Below are 24,383 nucleotides of genomic sequence, written 5' to 3'. Positions count from 1 at the left end.
CGGCACCGAACTCGCCGCCCTCAAGCACGAACTGTCCCAGGTCCGGGGCGTGGCCGTCGAGGAACTCCCCGCAGCGGACGCACTTCGGGTCGGCGAACCCCGCACCGACTGACCACGACCACGGGAGACACCGGAACATGTCATCTCAGCGAGAGCTGCGCGTTGCCGTCGTCGGCACCGGCACGATGGGCGCGGACCATGTGCGCAGACTCCGACACGTCATCAGCGGGGCGCGCGTGACAGCCGTCGTCGACATCGACGCGGAACGGGCCAAGTCGCTGGCCGACGCGACCGAAGGCTGCACGGCGTACACCGAACCCGCGGTCGCCATGGCGGCGCAGGACGTGGACGCCGTCCTCATCGCCTCACCGGGGCCCGCCCACGAGGCGGCTCTGCTCGAAGCCCTGCGCCGGGACCTGCCGGTGCTGTGCGAGAAGCCGCTCACCCCTGACGCGGCCTCCGCCCTGCGCGTCCTGGAGGCCGAACAGAGGCTCGGGCACCGGCGCGTGCAGGTGGGCTTCATGCGCCGGTACGACGCCGAGTACCTGAAGCTCAAGGGGCTTCTCGACGAAGGCAAGTTGGGCAGGACGCTGATGCTGCACCAACGGCACCGCAACCCGGCCATGCCCACCTGGTTCACCGAGGAGATGCTCATCAACGACTCGGTCGTGCACGAGATGGACGTGACACGCTGGCTCCTCGGCCAGGAGATCACAGCGGTCACCGTGCACAAACCGGCGCCGTCGGCACAGGCGCCCGCCGGTATGAGCGACCCCCAGTTCGTCCTCTTCGAAACCGGGTCGGGCGCGCTCGTCGACGTCGAGATCTTCGGGCACTGCGGCTACGGCTACGAGGTGCACGCCGAGGCGGTGTGCGAACACGGCACCGTACGCATCGGCGACGAGCACGGGCCGCGGGTCAGCACCGACGGCCGCTGGGGCGGACGTGTCACGCCGGACTACATCGAGCGTTTCCAGGATGCCTACGACCGCGAGGTCCAGGCCTGGGTCGACGCCACCCGTCGCGGGGAGGTCACCGGACCCGGCGTCTGGGACGGTTACGCCGCCGCGGCGGTGTGCGAGGCGGGTGTGCTGTCCCAGCGGGAGGGGCGGCGCGTGGAGGTCGAGCTGGTGGAACGCCCGGCCCTGTACCGGTAGCCGTGACACGGCGGGACGCACCGTACGCGGGTCGAGCGGTCCACCGTCTCCATCGCGCGGCCGCAGGCGGAGGAGATCTGTGGCAGCTTGGCCGTACGGCGGATGTCGGTGGACCCGTTGTGTTCGGCGGCGTGGAAGAGCGCGGGGTGGAAGAAGACGGCGTCGCCCTTGTCCAGGGGGAGCTGGACGTGGTGCGCGTCGAAGTACTCGACGAACCGCGGCAATCGCCCGGCGAGGTGGCCCGGCTCGTACTCAAGGGAAGGGCCGGGCCCGAGCACTCCGGCCGGGCCCGTTCGTGGACTAGTTCATCGGCCGGGCCCCGTCGGGGAGTTCGGTCGGGTAGTCCTGGTCGAAGTCGGCCGAGCGGCTCACCTGCTCCCAGGCGGCGGCCTCTTCCAGTTGGCCGCGCGAGTAGTTCTGCGCCATCTCGACCGCATTGACACCGAGGAGCAGGTGCGTGGGCGGGTTCGGCGCCTTGACGACCCGGACCAGGATCTCGCCGGCGCGCCTGGGGTCGCCGGCGGCGGACACGGTGCCGCCGAACAGGCGCACCATCTCCCCCACGGTGGAGTCGTACTCCGGGGCGACCTCGGGGATCCGCATCGAGGGGCCGGCCCAGTCGGTGGCGAAGCCGCTGGGTTCCACGACCAGGCAGCGGACGCCGAAGGGCGCGGCCTCGGCGGCGAGAACCCGGGTGAAGCCGTCCACGGCGAACTTGGCGGCCTGGTAGGAGCCGAGGCCGGGGGTGCCGCCGACGCGGCCGCCGACGGAGGAGAACTGCACGAGGGTGCCGCCGCCCTGGGCCCTGAGGATCGGGAGCGCGGCGGTGGAGACGTTGTAGACGCCCCAGAAGTTCGTGTCGAACTGGCGGCGGAAGTCGTCCTCGGGGGTCGTCTCCACGGCGGCGAGGTTGGCGTATCCGGCGTTGTTGACCACGACGTCGACCCGGCCGAAGCGTCCGACCGCCGCCCGGAGGCCGGCCACGGCGGCGGGCCGGTCGGTGACGTCGAGCGCGACGGGCAGGACACGGTCGCCGTACTTCTCGACGAGGTCTTCCAACTGCTCGGGCCTGCGGGCGGTGGCGACGACGTTGTCGCCGGCCTCCAGGGCGGCGATCGCGAGGTCACGGCCGAAGCCGCGGGAGGAGCCGGTGATGAACCAGGTGTGGGTAGTCATACCGACAGCACAACACGGTTGCGTTATTAGTGCAACCGCGTTGCGTTAAATCCCGCGGTGGTGCGTCGGAGCGGTGGTGCGGTGCTCAGGGTGGCTCAGGGGTGGACCAGAGGCGCCTCTCCCGTTCCGGCGGTCGTGTTCAGGGCGTGGTCGATGAAGCGCCGGGCGGCCGGGGGCAGGGTGCGGGAGGCAAGGCAGGCGACGCCGATGTCCCGGGCGGCCCGCACGTCGGTGAGCCTGAGGTAGCGGACGGGGAGGTCCGGGTTCGCCTCCGTAGCCGCGGTGGCGTCCGGTGCGGCCGGGATCAGGGAGACGCCCAGACCGGACGCGACCAGCCCGCGCAAGGTCTCCACCTCCTCGCCCTCGAAGCCGACGAGGGGGCTGAACCCGGCCTGGCGGCACAGGGTCTCGGTGACGCTGCGCAGGCCGTAGCCGGGCTTGAGCACGATGAACTGCTCGTCGGCCACCTCGGCCAGCCGCACCCGCCGGCGCTGCGCGAGCCGGTGGCGGGCGGGGACGGCCAGCCAGAGGGGCTCGACCAGGAGCAGCCGCCAGGTGATCAGCGGGTGGCCGGGGTCCTTGCCGGTGATGATCAGGTCCGCGGTGGCGTCCAGGAGGTGCTGGGTGAGACCGTTCTCGTCGGCCTGGTGCAGTTCGAACCGTACGGCGGCGAAGCGCTGCCGGAAACCGGTGACCAGCCTGGGTACGAGCCAGGTGCCCAGGGTGTGCAGAAAGGCCAGCGAGACCACGCCCCTGTCGGGGTCGACGACCTCGGCCACAGCCCGCCGCCCCCGGTCGTAGCTGTCCAGCACGGTGTCGACGTACTCCTTGAACACCCGCCCGGCCGGGGTGAGTTGCAGGACCCGTCCGACCCGCTGGAAGAGCTCCGCGCCGATCTCGCTCTCCAGCCGGTTCAGAGCCCGGGAGAGGGCGGGCTGGGTGATGTGCGCGGCGGCCGCGGCCTCGGTGACGGTCACGCCTTCGGCGACGGCCTGGAAGGAGCGGAGTACCTGGAGATCCATGGTCCTATTCTCCCGCCACATCGGACGGGACGTATTCAGGTCCTGACGGCATGACCGGGAACCCCACGCCCACCGCGCGGACTCCGGGCTTCCCCGGTGCCCCGGCTGTCCCGATGTCCCGGCCGTCCCGATGTTCCGGCCGCCCCGATGTTCTGGCCGTCCCCGTTCTCCACCGCCCCGGTGTGCCGCCGCCTCGCCGGCTCAGACGGCCTTGATCGGCGGGTACACCGGCTGCCATATCGCCGCTTTCACCCGGTCCTCGATGGAGTCGTCCACCGTCGCGCGGGCCACCCCGTCGGCGGCGGCGGCGCGGGCCACCGCGACCGCCACGGCCACCGACGTCTCGCGCAGCTGGTCGGTGAGGGGCAGGATCGGCGCGCCGGGGCCGGTGGCGTCGGTCCGGCCGGCGACGGCGTGCGCGGAGGCGGCCAGCATGCCGTCGGTGACGCGGGTGGCGCGGGCGACGATCGCGCCGAGACCGAGGCCCGGGAAGATCAGCGCGTTGTTGGCCTGCCCGATCTCGTACCGGACCCCGTCCTGCTCGACCGGGCGGAACGGGCTGCCGGTGGCGATCAGGGCGCGGCCGTCCGTCCAGGCCAGCACGTCGGCGGGGACTGCCTCGGCCAGGTCCGTCGGGTTGGACATCGGCAGGATGATCGGACGGTCGGTGTGGGCGGCCATCGTACGGATGATGTCCTCGGTGAAGGAGCCGCCCTGGCCGGAGGTGCCGATCAGGACCGTCGGCCGTACCCGCTCGACGACCTCGGCCAGCGGGATGCCCCCGACCTTCTCGTCCCGGTGCCAGTCGGCGACCTCGGCGGCGGGGCGGGCGTAGCGGACCTGGAAGTCGCGCAGCCCCTCCTGGTCCTCGGTGAGCAGGCCGTAGCGGTCCACGCCGAAGATGCGGGCGGTGGCCTCCTCGACGGTCAGTCCGTCGGCGACCATGGCGTCGCGTAGCTGGTCGGCGATGCCGATGCCGGCGGTGCCCGCGCCGAAGATCACCGCACGGTGGTCGCGCAGCGCGATCCCGCTGGCCTTCACCCCGGAGAGCACGGCGGCGAGGTTGACGGCGCCGGTGCCCTGGACGTCGTCGTTGAAGGTGAACTCGTTCGGGCGGTAACGCTCAAGGATCCGGCGGGCGTTGGCGGCGCCGAAGTCCTCCCAGTGCAGCAGGGCGTCCGGGAAGAGCCGGCGGGCGGTGAGGACATAGGCGTCGATGAAGGCGTCGTACGTCTCCCGGTCCACCCGCGGGTGCCGGTTGCCCAGGTAGAGCGGGCTGTCCAGGAGTTCCTGGCGGTTGGTGCCGACGTCCAGCATGACCGCCAGGGTGCGGTTCGGGTCGATGCCGGCGGCGGCGGTGTAGACGGCCAGCTTGCCCACCGAGATGTCGATGCCGCCCACGCCCCAGTCGCCGATGCCGAGGATCGCCTCGCCGTCCGTGGCCACGATCAGGTCGACGTCGTCCGGGCCCAGGCCGGTGGCCATGAGCGCGCCCTCGATCTCCTCCGGAGCGTCCACCGACAGGTACACGCCGGCCGGGCGCCGGTACTCGTTGCTGTAGCGCTGGATCGCCCGGCCGACGGTCGGGGTGTAGACGATGGGCAGCATCTCGTCGAGGTGGTCGCCGAGCAGCCGGTAGAAGAGCACCTGGTTGCGGTCGTGGAGCGCGGTGAGGTTGACGTTCTTGGCCAGATCGGTGGGCTGGGCCGCGTACTGCTGGTACGCCCGCTCGGCCTGCTGCTCCAGGGTCAGCACCGCGGACGGGACCAGGCCCACCAGGCCCAGTGACCGCCGTTCCTCCCGGGTGAAGGCGGTGCCCCGGTTGAGGCGAGGCTGGGAGAGCACGGCACGGCCGCGGGCGGTCGTCTCCATGTGCCCCTCGTCGGCGTTCCACTGGGTCCCCATGATCGGCTCCTTGTCCGTTTTCCACGTCGTTTCCAGAGTGCTGCCAGAGCGCGTCCGGGTCGCTTCGAGACACTTCGGAGGTGCGTCGGGGAGCCACGAAGCGCCTCGTGTCTCCGGGGAACGTGCTCACTCCTGAAAGCCTGGCAGCCGGATATGTATGCGTCCAATGCCTAGAACAGGTGCGGTCCATGAGCCTGGTGCATGCATGCCGCGTCACCTCGGCGTACGACGGGGCGGGGCGGTAACGCGGTGGTGGGGTGGGGGCCGGGGGGGGGTGGGTCAGCCGCGGCGGGCGGTGGCGTAGGCGCGCTCCAGCTCGGCGACCGTGCTGAGGAAGTCGGCGCCCTTCAGCCGGCGCAGGGTGTCGGTGGCGAGCCGGTCGAGGGCGGTCCAGAGGTCGGCGAGCGGCTCGCGGAGCGCCTCTCCGCCTTCGGTGAGTGAGACGACGAAGGCCCGGCGGTCGTGCTCGGCGCGGGCCCGGGCGACCAGGCCCGCGTCCTCCATGCGGCGGATCGACCGCGAGACCGTGGAGTGGTCGAGCCCGACCGCCTGCTGCAACTCGGCCTGGGTCTGGCCGTCCCGGTCGAAGAGGCGCATGAGGATCAGTTCCTGGCCGGGGTGCAGGCCGAGCTTCAGGAGGAGTTCGGCGCCGTAGCCGTGCAGCTCGCGGGAGAGTGCGAAGAGCCCGAAGCTGACCGGTGCGCGTTCGACGAGGCTGGGCCGAGGCATCACCGGGTCGGGCTTTGCGGCTGGCATGGCGCTCCTCGTCTGGCGATAGGGGGCGGGAAGTCGTTGCTCTCTGCTGCTTCCGGGGCTGGGAATACCTTAGTCGCAGCGGATGTTGACGGCTGGTTCCGCTGCGGTCCCCGAGGGAGGTCAGGCATCCGGCGGTACGTCGGAGCGAGGACAAGTTGCTTGCGTGCGCAAGCTAATGGGCGCTACGGTGAGCCCGTTGCGCCGGGCGGGAGCCGCAGGGGCGGATCGTCCCCTGGCCCTTCCTGGAACCGTTCCGAAGGGAATCGTCATGTCATCCAGCTCCGAATCCGGAACCGACCGCCGTTCGTTCCTCGCCAAGGTCGCCGCGGCAACCGCCGTGCCGGCGGCCGCGGCCCTGGTCGCCGGGGGCACCGCGACGGCTGCCTCGGCGGCCACCCCCCGTACCCCGGCCGCCGGATCCTCCGGCGCCGGTCTGCCGGACTACGCGCCGGTGCCCGCGGGATCCCTCGGCCCGGCGGTGAACAGCCAGGGCTACTACGTCGGCCGGGTGAAGGACAACCTCTACTGGGTGACCGACGGCGACTACCAGGCCGCCTTCCTCACCACCCGCGACGGCGTGGTCCTCTTCGACGCGCCGCCCACCATCGGCCACAACCTCCAGCGTGCCGTCGACGAGATCGCCGCCGCCAACGGCACCAGCAACAAGGTCACCCACATCGTCCACTCGCACCACCACTCCGACCACGTCGGCGCGTCCGGGCTCTTCGGCCGTCACGTGGTCCGGATCGGGCACGAGGAGAACCGCAGGCTGCTGCGGCGCGACAACGACCCGAACAAGCCCGCGCCCGAGATAACGTTCGCCGACCGCTACACCCTGCACGTCGGCGGCGAGCGGGTGGAACTCGCGCACCACGGCAGCAACCACTCGCCGGACAACATCTACATCCGGTTCCCGCACCACGACGCCCTGATGCTGGTCGACATCAACATTCCGGGCTGGGCCCCGTTCGGCGCGCTCAACTTCAGCGAGGACATCCAGGGTTACCTCGCCGCCCCGGCCAAGGCGCTCTCGTACCCGTGGAAGTACCACATCGCCGGTCACATGGGACGGCTCGGCAAGCGCGCCGACGTCACGGTGCACCAGCAGTACCTCGAGGACCTGACCGCGTCGCTCAAGCAGGCGCTCGGGACCGTGGACTACGGGGTCTACGCGGCGAAGTACGGGAACAACATCTGGGCCGTCGTGAAGACCTGGCTCGACGAGGTCTGCCGGCAGGCGGCGGCCCCGGTCGCTGCCAAGTACACCGGGACGCTCGCGGCCGCCGACGTCTTCACCGAGAGCAGCGCCTTCTCGCTGGTGGAGTCCCTGCGGCTGGACCTCGGTCTGGGCAGCGCCATCCACCCCTGACCGGTTTTCGCGGCAGCAGTTGATTGCTTACGCGAGCAAATAGAACCAACACAAGACGGTCGGTGCGGTACGTAGGGGGCAGGGGCAGCCGTCGACGTACCGCACCGACTCATGCGCGGAGGGCGGCGGCCAGGGCGGCGCCCCGGCGGACCGCCACCGCCAGGGCATCGCCCTGGCATGCCACCGCGACACATCGACGCGACACATCGACGCGAGAAAGCGCCACGAGACAGCGCCACGAGACAGCACTGCGAGACAGCACTGCGAGACACCATCACGAGAAGGAGCACCTGATGCCTGAGGAATCCACCGCGCCCAAGGTCGCCGTCGTCGTGGGCGGGGCCGGGGCCATCGGCGGCGCCATCGTCCGCGAGCTGGCCGCACGCGGCCATGTGGTACGGGTCCTGGACCGTGCCGGCGACATCGTCTGCGACCTGGCCGACGCCGAGGACGTACGCGCGGCCGCGCGCCGTGTCCTGGCCGAGAACGGGCGGTGCGACGTGCTGGTGCACGCGGCCGCCGCCACCGACCTGATGGACGTGGAGACCGTGGACCTGGACCGTTGGCGCCGGGTCCAGGCGGTCAACGTCGAGTCCGCGCTGCTGCTGGCCCAGGCGTTCGTGCCCGGGATGCGGCAGCGCGGCTTCGGCAGGATCGTGCACATCGTCTCCGACACCTTCTGGAAGCCGCCGAGCCCGGACCTGCTGGCGTACGTGGCCAGCAAGGGCACGCTGATCGCCGTCACCCGGTCGCTCGCCGCCGCGCTCGGGCAGCACGGGATCGCGGTGACCGGAGTGGCGCCCGGCCTGACCCGGACCGCGTCCACGGCGTACCAGCCGGACGCCGCCTTCGAGGCCTCGCAGGCCGGGCAGGCGCTGCCCCGCGCGCTGACGCCCGAGGACGTGTCGGCGACGGTCGGCTTCCTGGCGAGCCCCGAGGGCGAGGCGCTGACCGGACAGATCCTGAACGTGGACGGCGGCGGCCTCTTCACGTGAAGCGCGGAACCCCTTGACTTATGTGGCTAGCCAAGTAATTATGTGGCTAGCCACATTAATGAGTGGCCCACTCCATATCACGATGGGAAACGAACCATGAGCGAGAACCTCTCCGCCGCCGACCTGGTGCAGCGCAGCCTCGACATCTTCCTCTCCAAGGACATGAAGGCCTGGGCGGACCAGTGCGACGAGAACGTCGTCGTCGAGTTCCCCTTCGCCCCGGAGGGCAGCCCCACCCGGCTGGAGGGCCGGACCGCCGTCTACGAGTACCTGCGCGGCTACCCCGACCTCATCGACGTGCAGCAGATCACGTCGGCGACCGTCCGCGGGACCGACGACCCCGACACGGCCATCGCCGACTGGACCGTCACCGGCCGGGTCCTGGCCAACGGGAACCCGTACGACATGAGTTACGCGACGTTCGTGACGTTCAAGGACGGCAAGATCGTCAAGTACCGCGAGTACTGGAACCCGCTCGCGTTCATCAAGGCTCTGGGCGGCGAGAGCTTCTAGGCCGCCGGCCGGATCAGTCCGGTCTCGTAGGCGAAGGCCACCGCCTGTACGCGGGCGCGGGCGCCGATCTTCGCGAGGACGTTGCTGACGTGCGTCTTCACGGTGGTCGGGGCGATGGACAGCCACTGTGCGATCTCGGCGTTGGACCAGCCGGAGGCCACGGCGACCAGGACATCGCGCTCGCGCTCGGTGAGGGCGCCGAGCCCGGCGGTGCGGGGGAGGGGGCGGACGGTGTGCTGCTCGCGGACGGCGTCGATGAGCGCGCGGGTCAGGCCGGGCGTGATGACGGCGTCCCCGGCGGCCACCACCCGGATGGCCGCGGTCAGTTCGGCCGGGTCGGCGTCGTCGAGCAGGAAGCCGCCGGCGCCGGCGCGCAGGGCGGCCCAGGCCTCCGCCTCCTGCCCGGCCGCGGTCAGCATCAGGACCCGGGGAGCGTGGACGTCCTCGGCCGCGGCGGGGAATCCGGGGGCGCGGGTCGTCCGGAGGGCGGGGTGGGTGAGGCGCCGGATGGTCTCGATGGCGGCCGCCCCGGACATCCGGCTGTCCATGAGGACGACGTCGGGGCGGAGCGCGGCGCTCGCACGGATCGCCCCGTCCCCGTCCGTCGCCTCCCCGGCGACCGTCAGGCCCGGCTCCGCGGTGAGCAGCATGCGCAGGGCGAGGCGCTGGAGGGATTGGTCGTTGACGACGAGTACGGAGACCATGCCTGTCTTCTCCATGCGAGGTCCGTTCCGTGAACGAAACTGTTTCGTTCACATGCTACGCCTGGATCCGCCGCCCCGGGAGAGGGGGTCCGCTCTCCCGGCCCCGCCCTCCCCGCCGTGCTCATTTGGCGTGGACCAGCCCCGTGTCGTACGCCGTGATCACGGCCTGGATCCGGTCGCGCGCCCCGATCTTGGCGAGGACCCGGCCGACGTGTTTCTTGGCCGTGGACTCGGTGAGGACGAGGCGCTCGGCGATCTCGGTGTTGTTCCAGCCCTCGCCGATGGCGACCAGCACCTCGTGCTCGCGGTCGGTGAGCGACCTCAGCCGGGGGTCCGTGACGGCGGCGGTGGGCGCCAGCACCCGGTGGGCGTAGGCGTCCAGCAGCCGACGGGTCAGCGAGGGGGCCACCACGGCGTCCCCGCTCGCCACCGCCCGGATGCCCGCGACGAGTTCCTCGAGGCGGGCGTCCTTGAGCAGGAACCCGCCGGCCCCGGCGCGCAGTCCGTCGTACGCGTACTCCTCGAGGTCGAAGGTGGTCACGATGAGTACGCGGGTACGGCCGCACCTGCTGTTCCTGCTCGATCTCCAGCCGTCGGGCCCGGTCCTCCAGGGCCGCCAGACACAGCCCGCGGATGCGGAAGGTCAGGTGGCGTCGATGACGGAAGCCGCGAACAGGACCGAACGAGACCGACCGCGGCCGAGTGCGAGGCCCGTGCCGTCAGCCCTGCTTGAGCGCGGCCAGCGCGATCCGCTGTGCCACCGGGTTCATCTCCTCGCCCTTGGCGTCGGTCGAGCCGACCGAGTAGACGAGGGTCCGGCTCAGGTCCCGGGTCCCGGCGAGCACCGCGCTGTAGCCGTACCGGGAGCCCGACTTGAGCCAGTACACCCGGCCGTCGTACTCGAAGCGCTGCAACCCGGCGCTGTAGGTGGCGCCTTCGATGTGCGCCGGGACGGTGAACATCTCCTCCAGCCACGGTCCCGGCGGCACGATCCGCCCGCGGAAGAGGGAGGTCAGCAACCGTTCCAGGTCGGCGGTCGTGGAGATCATGTCGCCGGCCGCGAACCGGTCCGCCTGGTTCCAGTCGGTGACGTCCACGAACGACGTCGTCCCGTCGGCCCGAGTCACCTTCTGGTAGCCGTGGTTGTGCGGGCCGAGGATGCGCGGGTCGGTGCCGGGGAAGTAGGTGTCCCGCATCCCGGCGGGGCGGAGCACCAGCCGGGTGGCGACGGAGGCGTACGACCGCCCGGTCACCTTCTCGATCAGCAGCCCGAGCACGGTGTAGTTGATGTTGAGGTAGTCCTGCTTCCGGCCCGGGCGGAACTCCGGCCCCTTCGCCACCGCCGACCGCACCACCTGCTCCGGGGTGAGGGTGTCGAAGCGGTGCGCGTACTGCGCCTCGAAGGAGTCGCCCCAGCCGTCGGCCGCCTGGATTCCGCTGGTGTGGTTCAGCAACTGCCGGACGGTGATGGGCCGGAAGGCGCGGGTGAAGAGGCCGGGGAGGTAGCGCTGGACGGGGCGGTCGAGGTCGATCCGCCCTTGTGCGGCCAGTTTCAGTACGGCCGCCGCCGTCACCACCTTCGTCGTGGAACCGGCCCGGAAGCGGCCGTCCGGGTCCGCCGCGCCGCCGCCGGTCAGGTCGTGCACGCCCGCGCTGCCGCGCCAGGCGCCGTCGGTGCCGCCCACCCGGACGAGCGCGGCGGTGGCGTCCGCGTCGGGCAGCCCGGCGATCGCGGCACGCAGGGCCTCGCCGTCCGGGCCGGCGGTGGTGGGCGCGGTGACGGCGGGTGCGGCTGCGGCGAGGGCGGGCGCCACCAGCGGTCCGGCCGTGAGGGCCAGGACGAGGGAGGCGGCGAGGACGGTGCTCCGGTTGCGGACACGCATGTGTGGGCTCCAGGGAGGCGACGGGTGCAGGGACCTGGTCATCCTGCGGGGAGCACGGCGGTCGGCGGATCGTCGCCGAGGAGGGCGTACGCCCCTGAGTCGCCCCTCATCAACTGGCTTCGACAATAAGGGAGTTGCTGGGGATGGCCCGTAGGGGTGCGGGCGGTAGGGAGGCCGGGCTGAAAAAAGTGTTATCCCGGAATCCGTCCTCCGTCTCCACACTGTGATCCCCGACATTGCCAAGCTCACCGCCCCGGCTGAGAAGGTGCGGTCATGAGGACGGACGTGCACGTGTCGCGGCAGTGGCGCGCCACCATCGCGGCCGCGCAGGCGGGCGACCGGCGGGCGCTGGACGAACTGGTCGAGGGCTGGCTGCCCTTGGTCTACAACGTGGTCGGCCGCGCCCTCAACGGCCACACCGACGTCGACGACGTCGTCCAGGAGACCATGCTGCGCGCCGTCGACCACCTCGGCAGCCTCCGCGACCCGGACAGCTTCCGGTCCTGGCTGGTGGCCATCGCCATGCGGCAGATACGCGACCGGGCGCGCCGCAGGCAGGAGCGGAAACTGGACGAGGGCGTCCCGGACGGCACCGCCGACTTCGCCGAACTCACCGTGCTGCGCCTCCAGTTGGAGGGCCAGCGGCGGGAGGTCGCGGAGGCGGTGCGCTGGCTGGACGCCGAGGACCGGCAGCTGGTGTCCCTGTGGTGGCTGGAGGTCTCCGGCGAACTCACCCGGCGCGAGCTGGCGGCGGCCGTAGGCATCAGCAGGCAGCACGCCGCCGTCCGCGTGCAGCGGATGAAGGAACGGCTGGAGATCTCGCGGGGCATCGTGCGCGCGCTGGACGGCGCCTGCCCCGAACTGCGCGAGCTGACCGCCCGCTGGGACGGGCACCCCGACTCCGTCTGGCGCAAGCGGCTGGCCCGGCACATCCGGGGCTGTGGCTACTGCGGCGACCCCCGCGACTCCGTCGTACCGGCGGAACGGCTGCTGGTCGGGATCGCGCTGGTACCGGTGCCGGTGGGGTTCACGCTGTCGTTGGCGCTCGGCGGCAAGACCGCGGCCGCGGTGACCTCCGTCGGCTGGTCGGCGAAGGTGCTGGGCGCGCTGACCAAGCCCGCGGTGGCGGTCACGGCGGGGGCGACCATCGTGGCGGGCGGCGCGTACGTCGTCGTACAGACCCCGGACCGTCCGGCACCGCACACGGCCACCGCGCCCACGGCGGCGGTCACCGGCGCACCGGCACCGAGCCCTTCGGCCACCGCCCCGCCGTCCCCGTCGGCCTTGCCCTCCGCCTCGCCGTCACCGTCCCCGTCGGCGAGCGCCGCCCCGTACGGCTCGGTCGTCGACGCGGTCGACAGGGCACCGGACCCGGACACCCGCCCCGGCACGCTGCCGCACCGGCCGGAGACGGGGATCACCAGCACGGGCGGGGCGCACGCCGTCCTGAACCACCGCGGGGACAACGTGACCCTCACCGGGCGGGGCTATGTCCTCGTCCGCTGGCAGATCGCCCCGCTGTCCCGGGCCGGCAGCCTCGTCATGCCCAGCTGGACCGGCCTGAAGGGCAGGCTGTTCCACGTGGCGTCGGGCGGCGGCCGCCGGATGGACGACCGCGTCAGCAGCACCGACGCCTCCGCCACCGGCATGGGCAGCTCGGCCACCGGCTACGCCGTCCTGCCGGCCGGCACCCAGCAGATGTGGCAGAACGAGTACTTCTACGTCGACGGGAGCGTCACGTTCACGGTGAACGAGCGGGGGGCTGACTACGGGGTGAGCGTCTTCCCTTCGACCTGGGACGCGGTGGAGAAGGACGTGCTGTACGGGCCGCCGGACGGGGCCATCCGGTACGGGCTGGTCCGGGACGACGGGAAGGACTCGGCGCCGGTTCCGCAGTACGTGACACGGGGGACGCCGGGCGATCCGGCGACGGTCGCTCAGCGGTCGGTCGTGTAGCGCCGGAGCGAGTCGAGCACGTCCACCCGGTTCGTGGTGATCGAGTCGACGCCCATGGCCAGCAGGCGGCGCAGCGAGCGGCGGGTGTCCGGGGTCCAGCACGAGACCAGGTAGCCGCTGCGGTGGACGTGCTCGGTCAGGGCGTGGTCGAGCAGGGTGAAGCGGTAGTTGAGGTAGCGGGGGCGGATCACGTCCAGGAGCGCCGGGCGCGCGGGCGCCAGGGTCTTGCGGGTCAGGGCGATCTCCGCCGCCGCGTCCGCCGCCCGTACCGCCAGCATCGCCGCCGCGTCTCCCGTGTAGTAGACGCGCTCCGTCGCACCGCACTCCCGGGCCACGGCCACGATCCTGGCCACCGCCCGCTCGCTCGGGCCGCCGGGCAGGTCGATCATCACCCGGCTGCCCTCCGCCGCCGTCAGCGCCTCGGCGAGTGTCGGCACGCCGCCCGCCGTGAGGCCGCGCACCTCGTCCGCCGACAGCGCGCTCAGCGGGCGGTCGACTTCCCAGAGCCGGTTCAGGGTCTCGTCGTGCAGGAGGACGGGGACGCCGTCACGCGTCAGCCGTACGTCGATCTCCACCGCGTCCGCGCCCTGTTGGAGCGCGGAACGCAGGGAGTCCGGCGTGTTCTCGCGGAAGCGGTAGGGGTCGCCGCGGTGGGCCACGGCGGTCACGGTCTGCATGAGCCCATGTTCTCAGGGCTCCGCAGGGGATTTTCAGGGGGCGAGCCATGCCTTCGTGTACACGTCGATCTCGGCCGAGATCCTCGCCTTGCCCGCCTGGTCCAGGAAGGACGCCTCCACCGCGTTCTTGGCGAGGTCGGCGACGCCGCGTTCGTCGAGGCCGAGGAGGCGGGCGGCGACCGCGTACTCGTTGTTCAGGTCGGTGCCGAACATCGGCGGGTCGTCCGAGTTGACCGTGACCAGCACGCCCGCGTCCACGAAGTCCCTGATCGGGTGCTCTTCGAGGGTGCGGACCGCGCGCGTGGCGATGTTGGAGGTCGGGCACACCTCCAGGGCGATGCGCCGCTCGGCGAGGTGGGCGAGGAGCTTCGGGTCCTGCGCGGAGCTGGTGCCGTGGCCGATGCGCTCGGCGTGCAGTTCCACGAGGGCGTCCCAGACCGTGCCGGGTCCCGTGGTCTCACCGGCGTGCGGGACGGAGTGCAGGCCGGCCGCGACGGCCCGGTCGAAGTACGGCTTGAACTGCGGCCGGGGCACGCCGATCTCGGGGCCGCCGAGGCCGAAGGAGACCAGGCCCTCCGGGCGGAGCCGGTCGTCGGTCGCGAGCCGCACCGTCTCCTCGGCGGCCTCCAGGCCCGCCTCGCCGGGAATGTCGAAGCACCAGCGCAGCACCGTCCCGAACTCGGCCTCCGCCGCCTTCCGCGCGTCCTCGATCGCGTCCATGAACGCCCGTGCGTCGATCCCGCGCCGGGTGGAGGAGAAGGGGGTGATGGTCAGCTCGGCATAACGCACCTGCTGGCGGGCCAGCTCGCGGGCCACCTCGTAGGTGAGCAGCCGGACGTCCTCGGGCGTGCGGATCAGGTCGACGACCGAGAGATAGACCTCGATGAAGTGGGCGAAGTCCGTGAACGTGAAGTAGTCGGCCAGGGCCTCGGGGTCGGTGGGAACCCTGGAGTCGGGGTGCCGGGCGGCCAGTTCCGACACGATCCGGGGGGAGGCGGAGCCGACGTGGTGGACGTGCAGTTCGGCCTTGGGCAGCCCGGCGATGAAGGCGTGCACGTCACGGAGGGCGGGTTCGGTGTGGCGGTCGGACAAGGGTTCCTCCCCGGAACGGCGCGGGGCCGCCTTCGGCGGTGGTACGCCCTGAGCTGGCCCCTTGCGCGGTGATCGGCTGATCGGTGATTCGGGGCCATCGTAGGCCGGACCGGCATTCGAGGTGGACGGGCCTTAGCATGACGGCGGCACGCGTGCGGGAGAGGGGACATCGCGAGATGGCTGACGAGGCGCCGAAGACTCCGAAGATACGGCTGGACAAGACGGCCGAGGAGAGGGAGGGGGAGAGGGAGGGGGCCGGGGCGGAGCCGTCGGTACCGCCCTCGCTCCACGACCAGCGGACGGTCGCGGCGATGCCGGGGGCGGAGGACGGGGTGCCGCCCCAGGGCTGGGCGCACCCCTTCGCGGCGCCCTCGGACGCGGCTCCGGCTCCGCCGGTGAACCCCTTCGCGGCGCCGGGTGCGCCGCCCGCGCCGAGCGCGTACCCGCCGCCGAATGCCTACGCGCCGCCCGCGCCGAGCGCCTACGCCCCGCCCGCGCCGAGCGCCTACCCGCCGCCGAATGCCTACGCCCCGCCCGCGCCGCCGTATCCGCAGAGTGCGGCGGTACCGCCGCCGCCGATGGCTCCGGAGGGGCCCGGTCAGGTTCCTTACGGCTACCCGGGCGCACCGGCTCCCGGTCCGGGGTACGGCTACCCCGGGCAGCCGTTTCCGCCGTACCCCGGCGGGCCCGGGGGGTACGGCGGCTGGCCCGGTATGCAGCCGATGCCCAACAACGGGCTGGGCACGGCGAGCCTCGTCACCGGGATCATCAGCGTGGTCGGGTTCTGTGCGTGGCCGGCCGCGCTGGTGATGGGGGTGCTGGCCATCGTCTTCGGCTCGATCGGGCGGGCCCGGGTCGGCCGGGGGGAGGCCACGAACGGGGGGCAGGCGCTGGCGGGGATCATCTGCGGGTCGGCGGGGCTTGTTCTCGCCGCGGGGTTCATCGTGCTGCTTGTGGTGGCGAGCTCGCAGTAAAGGTGGCGGCGGCGCGTGGTCGGGTGCGGGTAGACGGGGGCTGGTCGCACCCACGCGGCGGAGCCGCAGATCGGACAGCGCCCCGCGCCCCGTTCGGTAGGACCGGTCCCCGTCGGCTGGAAGCGCCCGGTCTCCTGCTCCTTCGGGTGGGACCGGTCCCCGCCAGACAGAAGCGTCGCCCTTCGGCGGTGCGCCGCTCCCGTCCCTGCCTACACCCCCGCCGCCCGCAACCTCTCCCGTGCCTCCATCAGCGCGAATCCCAGCAGGTTCAGCCCCTTCCACCGGGACGGGTCCTCCGCCGCCTCGTCCGTCGCTGCCAAGCCGATCCCCCATATCCGGTCCACCGGGCTCGCCTCCACCAGTACCCGGTCGCCGGTGCCGAGCAGGTACTCCCGCAGGCGCGGGTCGGCGCCGAACTTGTGCACGCTGCCGCGCGCCACCAGCTCGAAGCGCTCCCGCTCCCAGGTCGCCTCGTCGAAGTTCCGGACCAGCCGGCCCGCCTTCTTCGCCTCGGCGGGATGTCCGGCCGCCATGACCCGGCGCTCGGCCTCCGCGTCCCCGAACAGCCGGGCCTTTCCTGCCATCATCCAGTGCTCGGCGGTCGCGTAATCCACACCGTCGACCACGAAGCGTGACGGCCACCACTGGCTCAGGCAGCTCGCCGAGAGCTGTCCGTCCGGCCTCGGCCGGTGTCCCCAGAAGTGCAGGTACTTGATCCCGGCCCCCGCCCGGACCGCCCTGATCAGGGCTTCCGCAGAATCGATCTCCGCCATGCACGCCAGTCTGGCAGGCACCACTGACACTCCGTCCCGCCTTTTCGGTTCCGACTCGACACGTGGTCGACAGATTCCGTCGCGTAACCAAAAGGCAACAACGGAATCACTTGTTGGACTCCCTCTGCTCTGTCAGGATCGGCAGTCAAATCCAGCTGGAGCTACGCCACCCACCCCTCGGGACGGGACGACGGCGGAGGAGAAGCGACATGGACAACCCGGGCACCGCCACCCCGGAGACCTTCCCCGCGCAGGAGCGGCTCGCGGGCGGCGCGCAGTACATCGCGGGCCGGTTCAGCAAGGGCACGTCAGGCCGTACGCACGCCGTCGTGGACCCGGCCACCGGCGCGGACGTGTACACGTACGAGCTGGCCGGGACGGACGACGTCGACCGGGCCGTCGCCGCCGCGCGGGACGCCTTTCCCGGGTGGGCCGGGGCGACCCCCGGCGAGCGGTCGGACGCGCTGCACCGGTTCGCCGCCGTGCTCGCCGACCGCGCGGAGGAATTCGCCCGTGCCGAGTCCCTCCAGTGCGGCAAACCGCTCAAGCTGACGCGTGAGTTCGACGTACCGGGGACCATCGACAACACCGCGTTCTTCGCGGGAGCCGCCCGGCATCTGCAGGGGCAGGCGGCCGGTGAGTACTCCGGCGACCACACGTCGTACATCCGCCGCGAGCCCATCGGTGTCGTCGGGTCGATCGCGCCCTGGAACTACCCGCTCCAGATGGCCGCCTGGAAGATCCTTCCGGCGATCGCGGCCGGCAACACCATCGTGCTCAAGCCGGCCGAGCTGACCCCGCTGACCTCGTTGCTCTTCGCCGAGGCGGCCACCCTCGCCGGTATCCCCGACGGTGTCGTCAACATCGTCACCGGGACGGGGAAGGTGGCCGGAGAGCATCTCGTCGGGCACCCCGACGTCGCCATGACCTCCTTCACCGGCTCCACCGGTGTCGGAAAGCGGGTGGCGGAGGTCGCGACGGCGACCGTGAAGCGGCTGCATCTGGAGCTCGGCGGCAAGGCGCCGTTCGTCGTCTTCGACGACGCCGATCTGGAGGCTGCCGTCAACGGGGCCGTCGCGGGGGCGCTCATCAACACCGGGCAGGACTGCACCGCCGCCACCCGCGCGTACGTGCAGCGGCCGCTCTACGAGGCCTTCGTCGAGCGGACGGCCGCCCTGATGGAGACCGTGCGGCTGGGCGACCCGTTCGCCCCCGGTACCGACCTCGGGCCGCTGATCTCGCACGCGCAGCGCGACCGGGTCGCCGGGTTCGTCGAGCGGGCGCGCGGCTACGCGCGCGTGGTGACCGGCGGCGAGCCGCCGCAGGACGAGCTGAAGAGCGGCGCGTACTACCGGCCCACACTGATCGCCGACGCGCCGCAGGACAGTGAGATCGTCCAGGCCGAGATCTTCGGTCCGGTGCTGGTCGTTCTGCCGTTCGACAGTGATGATGAGGGAATCCGGCTGGCCAACGACACCCCGTACGGTCTGGCCGCCTCCGCGTGGAGCAGCAGCGTCTACCGGGCGAACCGCGCCACCCGCGAGATCAAGGCGGGGTGCGTGTGGGTCAACGACCACATTCCGATCATCAGCGAGATGCCGCACGGCGGCTACAAGGCGTCCGGCTTCGGCAAGGACATGTCGGTGTACTCGTTCGAGGAGTACACCCAGGTCAAGCACGTAATGTTCGACAATACGGCGGTTGCCCGGAAGGACTGGCACCGCACGATCTTCGGGGACCGATAGTCATACCTGCGGCCGCTCATCACGGCCCTCTTCCCGAAAGGGCATCAAGCGCATGAGGCAGTACGAGCCCGACCGCCCGACGCCGGTCGAAGTGGCCGCCATCCGGCGCAGCCTCCGCACCGGCCGGGCCGCCCTGGCCCGCCGGTCGTTCCTGGGCGGTGCGCTCGCGGTGGGCGGCGTCGGGGCGCTGAGCGCCTGCGGTATCCCCGCGGCCGGCAAGTCCCAGGGCGGCGTCTCCGCCGACGACCACTCGGCGAAGGAGAAGGTCGTCAACTTCTCCAACTGGCCCGAGTACATCGACGTCGACGACAGCGGCAAGAAACGTCCCACGCTGGACGCGTTCCGCAAGCGGACCGGCATCACGGTGAAGTACACCGAGGACATCAACGACAACGACGAGTTCTTCGGCAAGATCCAGCCGCAGCTCGCCGCGGGCCAGGACACCGGCCGGGACCTGATCGTCCTCACCGACTGGCTGGCCGCCCGCATGATCCGGCTCGGCTACGTCCAGAAGCTGGACGCGTCGAACCTGCCGCATGCCTTCGCCAACCTGTCGGACCAGTTCCGCAGCCCCGACTGGGACCCGGGCCGGGCCTACTCGTACCCCTGGCAGGGCATCTCGACCGTCGTCGCCTTCAACAAGAAGGCGCTGAACGGCGTCGAGGTGAAGTCGGTCTCCGACCTGCTCGACAACCCCGCGCTCAAGGGCCGGGTCGGCCTGCTGACCGAGATGCGCGACACGGTCGGCATGACCATGCTCGACATGGGCAAGGACCCGGCGAAGTTCACCGGCGACGACTACGACGCGGTGATCGCCCGGCTCCAGAAGGCCGTCGACAACGGCCAGATCCGCCGTTTCACCGGCAACGACTACACCTCGGACCTCAGCAAGGGCGACCTGGCGGCCTGTGTCGCCTGGGCCGGTGACATCGTGCAGCTCCAGTCCGACAACCCGGACGTCGGCTACGTCATCCCGGACAGCGGCTACATGACGTCGACCGACAACTTGCTGATCCCCAACAAGGCGCGCCACAAGACGAACGCCGAGCGGCTCATCGACTACTACTACGAGCCCGGGCCGGCCGCCGCACTCGCCGCCTACATCAACTACGTCAGCCCGGTCGCGGACGTGAAGCCCTACCTCGCCAAGATCGACAAGTCGGCGGCGGACAACCCGCTGATCGTTCCCGACAAGGCCATGCAGGCCAGGTCCCATGCCTTCCGCTCGCTGAGCTCGAAGGAAGAGACGGCATACCAGCAGAAGTTCGCGAAGCTCACAGGGGCGTGACGACACCATGACGACAGACAGCAGCGGCGACGTCCGCCTCACCGGCATCGGCAAGACCTACGACAACGGCTTCACGGCCGTGAAACCGATGGACCTGACCGTGCCCCAGGGTTCCTTCTTCGCCCTGCTCGGAGCCTCCGGCTGCGGCAAGACGACCACCCTGCGGATGATCGCGGGCCTTGAGGAGCCGACCAGCGGCACCGTGCACCTCGGCGACCAGGACGTGACCAACCTGCCGCCCTACAAGCGGCCGGTGAACACCGTCTTCCAGTCCTACGCCCTCTTCCCGCACCTCGACATCTTCGAGAACGTCGCCTTCGGCCTGCGCCGGCGCGGCATCAAGAGCGTGAAGAAGCAGGTCGAGGACATGCTCGACCTGGTCCAGCTCGGCGAGCAGGCGCGCAAGAAGCCGCACCAGCTCTCCGGCGGCCAGCAGCAGCGGGTCGCGGTGGCCCGCGCGCTCATCAACCACCCCAAGGTGCTCCTCCTCGACGAGCCGCTGGGCGCCCTCGACCTCAAGCTGCGCCGCCAGATGCAGCTGGAGCTCAAGCGGATCCAGACCGAGGTCGGCATCACCTTCGTCCATGTCACGCACGACCAGGAGGAGGCCATGACCATGGCCGACACGGTCGCCGTGATGAACGCGGGACGGGTGGAGCAGCTCGGCTCGCCCACCGATCTGTACGAGAACCCCAACACGACCTTCGTCGCCAACTTCCTCGGGACGTCCAACCTCATCGAGGCCGAGGTCGACACGAAGAGCGGGGACGACATCATCCTCAAGGCCGGCGGCGGCAAGCTGGTGCTGCCCGAGGCGCGATGTTCGGCGCCGACCAGGGCGGGCGGCAAGGTGCTCGTCGGTATCCGGCCCGAGAAGATCTCCCTCACGCACGCCGACGACGCCGGCTCGATCCCCGAGGGGCGCAACCGGATCACCGGCAAGATCGCCGACGCCAGTTTCATCGGCGTCTCCACGCAGTACGTGATCGACAGTGCGGTCTGCCCGGAGTTCGAGGTGTACGTGCAGAACGTCGAGCGCGACGGGCGGCTCGTCCCGGGCGCCGACGTCGTCCTGCACTGGAGCCCGGCGCACACCTTCGGTCTCGACGCCGACCAGGACATCGACGCCGGCACCGAGGAGGAAGCCGCCTGATGGCCACGCTTTCCGAGGCGCCGCCGCCGCTGGCGCCGGCCGAACCCGCCAAGAAGCCCCCGCGCAAGCGGGGCCGCTTCACGCCGTACTGGCTGCTGCTGCCCGGCCTGCTCTGGCTGGTGATCTTCTTCGCGCTGCCGATGATCTACCAGGCGTCCACGTCGATCCAGACGGGCTCCCTGGAAGAGGGCTACAAGGTCACCTGGCACTTCGCGACCTACTGGGACGCGCTGAGCGAGTACTGGCCGCAGTTCCTGCGGTCCGTCTTCTACGCGGCCGGGGCGACCGTGCTCTGCCTGCTGCTCGGCTACCCGCTGGCGTACCTGATCGCCTTCCGGGCGGGCCGCTGGCGGAACCTGATCATGATCCTGGTGATCGCGCCGTTCTTCACCAGCTTCCTGATCCGCACCCTGGCCTGGAAGACGATCCTCGCCGACAACGGCCCGGTCGTACACGTACTGAACTCGCTGCACATCCTGAGCGTCACCGACTTCCTCGGCTGGACGGCCGGCGACCGCGTCCTGGCCACCCCGCTCGCGGTGGTGTGCGGACTGACGTACAACTTCCTGCCGTTCATGATCCTGCCGCTCTACACCTCGCTGGAGCGGATCGACGGACGGCTGCACGAGGCGGCCGGCGATCTGTACGCCAAGCCGTGGACGACGTTCCGGAAGGTCACCTTCCCGCTGTCGATGCCGGGCGTGGTCTCCGGCACGCTGCTGACCTTCATCCCGGCGGCCGGTGACTACGTCAACGCCGAACTCCTCGGCTCGACCGACACCCGCATGATCGGAAACGTGATCCAGACGCAGTTCCTGAGGATTCTCGACTATCCGACGGCGGCCGCGCTCTCCTTCATCCTCATGGCCGCGATCCTGCTCATGGTCACGATCTACATTCGCCGGTCCGGGACGGAGGATCTGGTCTAAATGCCCTTCGTCAACTGGTTCAAGAAGCGTCTCGTCGTCATCGCGGGACTGCTCACCCTCGGATATCTGCTGCTTCCGAACGTCATTGTCACGGTGTTCTCCTTCAACAAACCGAAGGGGCGCTTCAACTACGAGTGGCAGCAGTTCTCGCTCGACGCGTGGAAGCAGCCGTGCGGGGTCGCCGACATGTGCGGCTCGCTCTCCATCAGCCTCCAGATCGCCGCCCTGGCGACGATCGGCGCCACGCTCCTCGGCACGATGATCGCCTTCGCCCTGGTCCGCTACCGGTTCCGCGCCCGCGGCGCCGTGAACTCGCTGATCTTCCTGCCGATGGCGATGCCCGAGGTCGTCATGGCGGCCTCGCTGCTCACCCTCTTCCTGAACATGGGCGCCCAGCTGGGCTTCTACACGATCCTGATCGCCCACATCATGTTCTGCCTCAGCTTCGTCGTCACCGCGGTCAAGGCGCGCGTGATGTCGATGGACCCGCGCCTGGAGGAGGCGGCCCGGGACCTGTACGCCGGTCCCGTCCAGACCTTCGTCAGGGTCACCCTCCCCATCGCGGCCCCCGGAATCGCCGCGGGCGCGCTGCTGTCCTTCGCGCTCTCCTTTGACGATTTCATCATCACCAATTTCAACGCGGGCTCCACCGTCACCTTCCCCATGTTCGTCTGGGGTTCGGCACAGCGCGGCACGCCCGTCCAGATCAATGTCATCGGTACGGCCATGTTCCTGGTCGCGGTACTGCTCGTGCTGGTATCGATGCTCATCACCAACCGCCGGACCAGGCAAAAGGCATGAAGCACCATAAAAACTCTGTAGGGAGTTGAAAATCATGGCCCCAAGCGCCATGAGCCGTCAGGCAGATTGGACCAGGTCTCTCTCCGAAGCACAGCCGGTCCCGTACTGGCTCGAAGACCCCGGCAAGCCCCACCCCGAGCCCGCGCTCACCGGCGCCGACACCTGCGACCTGCTGGTCGTCGGCGGCGGATACAGCGGACTGTGGACCGCGCTCAACGCCAAGGAGCGCGACCCCGGGCGCGAGGTGGTCCTGCTGGAAGGCCGCGAGGTGGGCTGGGCCGCCTCCGGCCGCAACGGCGGCTTCTGCGCCGCCTCCCTCACCCACGGGCTGCCCAACGGGCTCGCCCGCTGGCCCGGCGAGATCCACCGCCTGGAGGAGCTGGGCCGGCGCAACCTCGACGAGATCGAGGCCGCCGTCGCCCGGCACGGCATCGACTGCGACTTCGAGCGCACCGGCGAGATCGACGTGGCCACCGAGCCCTACCAGGCCCGGGAACTGCGCGACTGGCACCAGGAGCTGGAGCGGAAGGGCCTCGCGGACGGCATCGATTTCCTCGACGCCGACGCGCTGCGCGAGCAGGTGGACTCGCCCACCTTCGAGGCCGGGCTGTGGGACCGCCGGGGCGTGGCCATGGTCAACCCGGCCAAGCTCGCCTGGGGCCTCAAGCAGGCCTGCCTCGCCCTCGGCGTCCGGGTGTACGAGCACACCCCCGCCCTCGAACTGAAGCCGTACGGCGCCGGCATGGCCGTACGCACCCCGTACGGCTCGGTCCGGGCGCGGCGGGTCGCGCTCGGCACCAACATCTTCCCGAACCTGCTCAAGCGGGTCCGCGCCTACACCGTCCCGGTCTACGACTACGCCCTGATGACCGAGCCGCTCACCGCCGAGCAGCTCGGCGCGATCGGCTGGAAGAACCGGCAGGGCCTCGGCGACTCGGCCAACCAGTTCCACTACTTCCGGCTGTCGGCCGACAACCGGATCCTCTGGGGCGGCTACGACGCCATCCACCACTACGGCGGCCGGGTCCGCGCCGAGTACGACGACCGCCCGGAGACCTACGCCAAGCTCGCCGGGCACTTCTTCACCTGTTTCCCGCAGCTGGAGGGCGTCCGCTTCACGCACGCGTGGGGCGGCGCGATCGACACCTGCTCCCGCTTCTCGGCGTTCTTCGGCAGCGCCCACCAGGGGCGGGTGGCGTACGCGGCCGGGTACACCGGCCTCGGTGTCGGCGCGACCCGGTTCGGCGCCGACGTGATGCTGGACCTGCTGGCCGGCGAGGAGACCGAGCGCACCCGCCTGGAGATGGTCCGCAAGAAGCCGCTGCCGTTCCCGCCCGAGCCGTTCGCCTGGACGGGCATCGCCCTCACCAAGTGGTCGCTGGCCCGCGCCGACGCCCACGGAGGCCGACGCAACCTGTGGCTCAGGGCGATGGACCGGATGGGACTGGGCTTCGACAGCTGACCCGTTCACGTAGGTGATCCAGCTCACTCCAAAGGAGTGGTGAAACCCGCGTA

General features: G+C 70.9%; 21 protein-coding genes and 2 pseudogenes. 12 read left to right on the top strand and 11 right to left on the bottom strand.

Annotated features, from left to right (window positions below; translation table 11 throughout):
- The first annotated feature begins 137 nt into the window (after nucleotides 1-137).
- Nucleotides 138-1,157, top strand: coding sequence for a Gfo/Idh/MocA family protein (locus ACZ5K7_RS43330; protein WP_468923073.1), 1,020 nt, complete (start codon nucleotides 138-140; stop codon nucleotides 1,155-1,157).
- A gap of 8 nt (nucleotides 1,158-1,165) precedes the next feature.
- Here the strand turns inward: ACZ5K7_RS43330 and ACZ5K7_RS43325 are convergent.
- From ACZ5K7_RS43325 to ACZ5K7_RS43305, 5 genes and pseudogenes are all read right to left on the bottom strand, one after another.
- Nucleotides 1,166-1,417, bottom strand: a pseudogene (locus tag ACZ5K7_RS43325) (phytanoyl-CoA dioxygenase family protein); the annotation flags it as partial.
- A 40-nt stretch (nucleotides 1,418-1,457) separates the two neighbouring features.
- Nucleotides 1,458-2,333 (bottom strand): SDR family NAD(P)-dependent oxidoreductase, encoded by an 876-nt coding sequence (locus ACZ5K7_RS43320; RefSeq protein WP_468923070.1) that lies wholly within the window; start codon nucleotides 2,331-2,333, stop codon nucleotides 1,458-1,460.
- 95 nt (nucleotides 2,334-2,428) lie between these two features.
- A complete protein-coding gene (locus tag ACZ5K7_RS43315; RefSeq protein WP_351712057.1) occupies nucleotides 2,429-3,355 on the bottom strand; it encodes a LysR family transcriptional regulator in 927 nt (308 codons plus the stop codon).
- 201 nt (nucleotides 3,356-3,556) lie between these two features.
- On the bottom strand, nucleotides 3,557-5,260 hold the full coding sequence (locus ACZ5K7_RS43310) for an NAD-dependent malic enzyme (RefSeq protein WP_468923066.1): 1,704 nt from the start codon (nucleotides 5,258-5,260) through the stop codon (nucleotides 3,557-3,559).
- Nucleotides 5,261-5,539: 279 nt separating this feature from the next.
- Nucleotides 5,540-6,016, bottom strand: a complete 477-nt coding sequence (locus tag ACZ5K7_RS43305; protein WP_351712053.1) for a MarR family winged helix-turn-helix transcriptional regulator — start codon at nucleotides 6,014-6,016, stop codon at nucleotides 5,540-5,542.
- A gap of 268 nt (nucleotides 6,017-6,284) precedes the next feature.
- Here ACZ5K7_RS43305 and ACZ5K7_RS43300 point away from each other — a divergent pair, with 268 nt between their 5' ends.
- The 3 genes from ACZ5K7_RS43300 (at nucleotide 6,285) to ACZ5K7_RS43290 (ending at nucleotide 8,893) form a co-directional block, all read left to right on the top strand.
- Nucleotides 6,285-7,385, top strand: coding sequence for an MBL fold metallo-hydrolase (locus ACZ5K7_RS43300; RefSeq protein WP_351712051.1), 1,101 nt, complete (start codon nucleotides 6,285-6,287; stop codon nucleotides 7,383-7,385).
- A 293-nt stretch (nucleotides 7,386-7,678) separates the two neighbouring features.
- Nucleotides 7,679-8,380, top strand: coding sequence for an SDR family NAD(P)-dependent oxidoreductase (locus ACZ5K7_RS43295; protein WP_351712049.1), 702 nt, complete (start codon nucleotides 7,679-7,681; stop codon nucleotides 8,378-8,380).
- Nucleotides 8,381-8,476: 96 nt separating this feature from the next.
- Nucleotides 8,477-8,893, top strand: a complete 417-nt coding sequence (locus ACZ5K7_RS43290; RefSeq protein WP_351712047.1) for a nuclear transport factor 2 family protein — start codon at nucleotides 8,477-8,479, stop codon at nucleotides 8,891-8,893.
- Here ACZ5K7_RS43290 and ACZ5K7_RS43285 read toward each other — a convergent pair.
- The 3 genes and pseudogenes from ACZ5K7_RS43285 to ACZ5K7_RS43275 form a co-directional block, all read right to left on the bottom strand.
- Nucleotides 8,890-9,597, bottom strand: a complete 708-nt coding sequence (locus ACZ5K7_RS43285) for a LuxR C-terminal-related transcriptional regulator (RefSeq protein WP_468923087.1) — start codon at nucleotides 9,595-9,597, stop codon at nucleotides 8,890-8,892. The two genes, ACZ5K7_RS43290 and ACZ5K7_RS43285, sit on opposite strands and share 4 nt — an antisense overlap.
- A 121-nt stretch (nucleotides 9,598-9,718) precedes the next feature.
- Nucleotides 9,719-10,162 (bottom strand): annotated as a pseudogene (locus ACZ5K7_RS43280) (LuxR C-terminal-related transcriptional regulator); the annotation flags it as partial.
- A gap of 154 nt (nucleotides 10,163-10,316) precedes the next feature.
- Nucleotides 10,317-11,480, bottom strand: coding sequence for a serine hydrolase domain-containing protein (locus tag ACZ5K7_RS43275; RefSeq protein WP_468923059.1), 1,164 nt, complete (start codon nucleotides 11,478-11,480; stop codon nucleotides 10,317-10,319).
- Nucleotides 11,481-11,753: 273 nt separating this feature from the next.
- On the opposite strand from ACZ5K7_RS43275, the gene ACZ5K7_RS43270 reads away from it, so the two are divergent.
- Entirely contained in the window at nucleotides 11,754-13,436 is a 1,683-nt protein-coding gene (locus tag ACZ5K7_RS43270; RefSeq protein WP_468923056.1) for an RNA polymerase sigma factor, read from the top strand.
- Here the strand turns inward: ACZ5K7_RS43270 and ACZ5K7_RS43265 are convergent.
- On the bottom strand, nucleotides 13,418-14,113 hold the full coding sequence (locus ACZ5K7_RS43265) for a glycerophosphodiester phosphodiesterase (RefSeq protein ID WP_468923053.1): 696 nt from the start codon (nucleotides 14,111-14,113) through the stop codon (nucleotides 13,418-13,420). The genes ACZ5K7_RS43270 and ACZ5K7_RS43265 overlap by 19 nt on opposite strands.
- A gap of 33 nt (nucleotides 14,114-14,146) precedes the next feature.
- Complete coding sequence (locus ACZ5K7_RS43260; RefSeq protein ID WP_468923084.1) at nucleotides 14,147-15,286, bottom strand: adenosine deaminase; 1,140 nt, start codon at nucleotides 15,284-15,286, stop codon at nucleotides 14,147-14,149.
- 95 nt (nucleotides 15,287-15,381) lie between these two features.
- Between ACZ5K7_RS43260 and ACZ5K7_RS43255 the strand changes: the two genes are divergently transcribed.
- Nucleotides 15,382-16,179 (top strand): DUF4190 domain-containing protein, encoded by a 798-nt coding sequence (locus ACZ5K7_RS43255; RefSeq protein ID WP_468923049.1) that lies wholly within the window; start codon nucleotides 15,382-15,384, stop codon nucleotides 16,177-16,179.
- Between the two features lie 209 nt (nucleotides 16,180-16,388).
- Here the strand turns inward: ACZ5K7_RS43255 and ACZ5K7_RS43250 are convergent, their stop codons facing one another.
- Nucleotides 16,389-16,952, bottom strand: coding sequence for an NADAR family protein (locus ACZ5K7_RS43250; protein ID WP_468923046.1), 564 nt, complete (start codon nucleotides 16,950-16,952; stop codon nucleotides 16,389-16,391).
- Between the two features lie 209 nt (nucleotides 16,953-17,161).
- Here ACZ5K7_RS43250 and ACZ5K7_RS43245 point away from each other — a divergent pair, with 209 nt between their 5' ends.
- Genes ACZ5K7_RS43245 through ACZ5K7_RS43220 form a run of 6 tightly spaced genes read left to right on the top strand, consistent with a single transcriptional unit; the run spans nucleotide 17,162 to nucleotide 24,330 of the window.
- A complete protein-coding gene (locus tag ACZ5K7_RS43245) occupies nucleotides 17,162-18,697 on the top strand; it encodes a gamma-aminobutyraldehyde dehydrogenase (RefSeq protein WP_468923043.1) in 1,536 nt (511 codons plus the stop codon).
- Between the two features lie 52 nt (nucleotides 18,698-18,749).
- Nucleotides 18,750-19,985 carry an ABC transporter substrate-binding protein gene (locus ACZ5K7_RS43240; protein WP_351712033.1) on the top strand — a complete coding sequence of 412 codons (1,236 nt, stop codon included), beginning with the start codon at nucleotides 18,750-18,752 and terminating at the stop codon, nucleotides 19,983-19,985.
- Between the two features lie 7 nt (nucleotides 19,986-19,992).
- On the top strand, nucleotides 19,993-21,138 hold the full coding sequence (locus tag ACZ5K7_RS43235) for an ABC transporter ATP-binding protein (protein WP_351712031.1): 1,146 nt from the start codon (nucleotides 19,993-19,995) through the stop codon (nucleotides 21,136-21,138).
- Nucleotides 21,138-22,067, top strand: a complete 930-nt coding sequence (locus ACZ5K7_RS43230; RefSeq protein ID WP_468923038.1) for an ABC transporter permease — start codon at nucleotides 21,138-21,140, stop codon at nucleotides 22,065-22,067. The genes ACZ5K7_RS43235 and ACZ5K7_RS43230 overlap by 1 nt, the downstream gene beginning before the upstream one ends.
- A complete protein-coding gene (locus tag ACZ5K7_RS43225; RefSeq protein WP_450973546.1) occupies nucleotides 22,068-22,868 on the top strand; it encodes an ABC transporter permease in 801 nt (266 codons plus the stop codon).
- 34 nt (nucleotides 22,869-22,902) lie between these two features.
- A complete protein-coding gene (locus ACZ5K7_RS43220) occupies nucleotides 22,903-24,330 on the top strand; it encodes an NAD(P)/FAD-dependent oxidoreductase (protein WP_468923034.1) in 1,428 nt (475 codons plus the stop codon).
- Nucleotides 24,331-24,383: the final 53 nt, after the last annotated feature.

This window comes from Streptomyces sp. NPDC031497 (assembly GCF_055580905.1).
Note: the sequence above shows the minus strand (reverse complement) of the source record. Positions and strands in the feature narration are given on the sequence as shown.

What these genes read in the sequence shown, in the direction of transcription:
- ACZ5K7_RS43330 (WP_468923073.1), top strand. Translation starts at nt 138, where the DNA reads ATGTCATCTCAGCGAGAGCTGCGCGTTGCCGTCGTCGGCACCGGCACG.
- ACZ5K7_RS43320 (WP_468923070.1), bottom strand. Translation starts at nt 2,333, where the DNA reads ATGACTACCCACACCTGGTTCATCACCGGCTCCTCCCGCGGCTTCGGC.
- ACZ5K7_RS43315 (WP_351712057.1), bottom strand. Translation starts at nt 3,355, where the DNA reads ATGGATCTCCAGGTACTCCGCTCCTTCCAGGCCGTCGCCGAAGGCGTG.
- ACZ5K7_RS43310 (WP_468923066.1), bottom strand. Translation starts at nt 5,260, where the DNA reads ATGGGGACCCAGTGGAACGCCGACGAGGGGCACATGGAGACGACCGCC.
- ACZ5K7_RS43305 (WP_351712053.1), bottom strand. Translation starts at nt 6,016, where the DNA reads ATGCCAGCCGCAAAGCCCGACCCGGTGATGCCTCGGCCCAGCCTCGTC.
- ACZ5K7_RS43300 (WP_351712051.1), top strand. Translation starts at nt 6,285, where the DNA reads ATGTCATCCAGCTCCGAATCCGGAACCGACCGCCGTTCGTTCCTCGCC.
- ACZ5K7_RS43295 (WP_351712049.1), top strand. Translation starts at nt 7,679, where the DNA reads ATGCCTGAGGAATCCACCGCGCCCAAGGTCGCCGTCGTCGTGGGCGGG.
- ACZ5K7_RS43290 (WP_351712047.1), top strand. Translation starts at nt 8,477, where the DNA reads ATGAGCGAGAACCTCTCCGCCGCCGACCTGGTGCAGCGCAGCCTCGAC.
- ACZ5K7_RS43285 (WP_468923087.1), bottom strand. Translation starts at nt 9,597, where the DNA reads ATGGTCTCCGTACTCGTCGTCAACGACCAATCCCTCCAGCGCCTCGCC.
- ACZ5K7_RS43275 (WP_468923059.1), bottom strand. Translation starts at nt 11,480, where the DNA reads ATGCGTGTCCGCAACCGGAGCACCGTCCTCGCCGCCTCCCTCGTCCTG.
- ACZ5K7_RS43270 (WP_468923056.1), top strand. Translation starts at nt 11,754, where the DNA reads ATGAGGACGGACGTGCACGTGTCGCGGCAGTGGCGCGCCACCATCGCG.
- ACZ5K7_RS43265 (WP_468923053.1), bottom strand. Translation starts at nt 14,113, where the DNA reads ATGCAGACCGTGACCGCCGTGGCCCACCGCGGCGACCCCTACCGCTTC.
- ACZ5K7_RS43255 (WP_468923049.1), top strand. Translation starts at nt 15,382, where the DNA reads ATGGCTGACGAGGCGCCGAAGACTCCGAAGATACGGCTGGACAAGACG.
- ACZ5K7_RS43250 (WP_468923046.1), bottom strand. Translation starts at nt 16,952, where the DNA reads ATGGCGGAGATCGATTCTGCGGAAGCCCTGATCAGGGCGGTCCGGGCG.
- ACZ5K7_RS43245 (WP_468923043.1), top strand. Translation starts at nt 17,162, where the DNA reads ATGGACAACCCGGGCACCGCCACCCCGGAGACCTTCCCCGCGCAGGAG.
- ACZ5K7_RS43240 (WP_351712033.1), top strand. Translation starts at nt 18,750, where the DNA reads ATGAGGCAGTACGAGCCCGACCGCCCGACGCCGGTCGAAGTGGCCGCC.
- ACZ5K7_RS43235 (WP_351712031.1), top strand. Translation starts at nt 19,993, where the DNA reads ATGACGACAGACAGCAGCGGCGACGTCCGCCTCACCGGCATCGGCAAG.
- ACZ5K7_RS43230 (WP_468923038.1), top strand. Translation starts at nt 21,138, where the DNA reads ATGGCCACGCTTTCCGAGGCGCCGCCGCCGCTGGCGCCGGCCGAACCC.
- ACZ5K7_RS43225 (WP_450973546.1), top strand. Translation starts at nt 22,068, where the DNA reads ATGCCCTTCGTCAACTGGTTCAAGAAGCGTCTCGTCGTCATCGCGGGA.
- ACZ5K7_RS43220 (WP_468923034.1), top strand. Translation starts at nt 22,903, where the DNA reads ATGGCCCCAAGCGCCATGAGCCGTCAGGCAGATTGGACCAGGTCTCTC.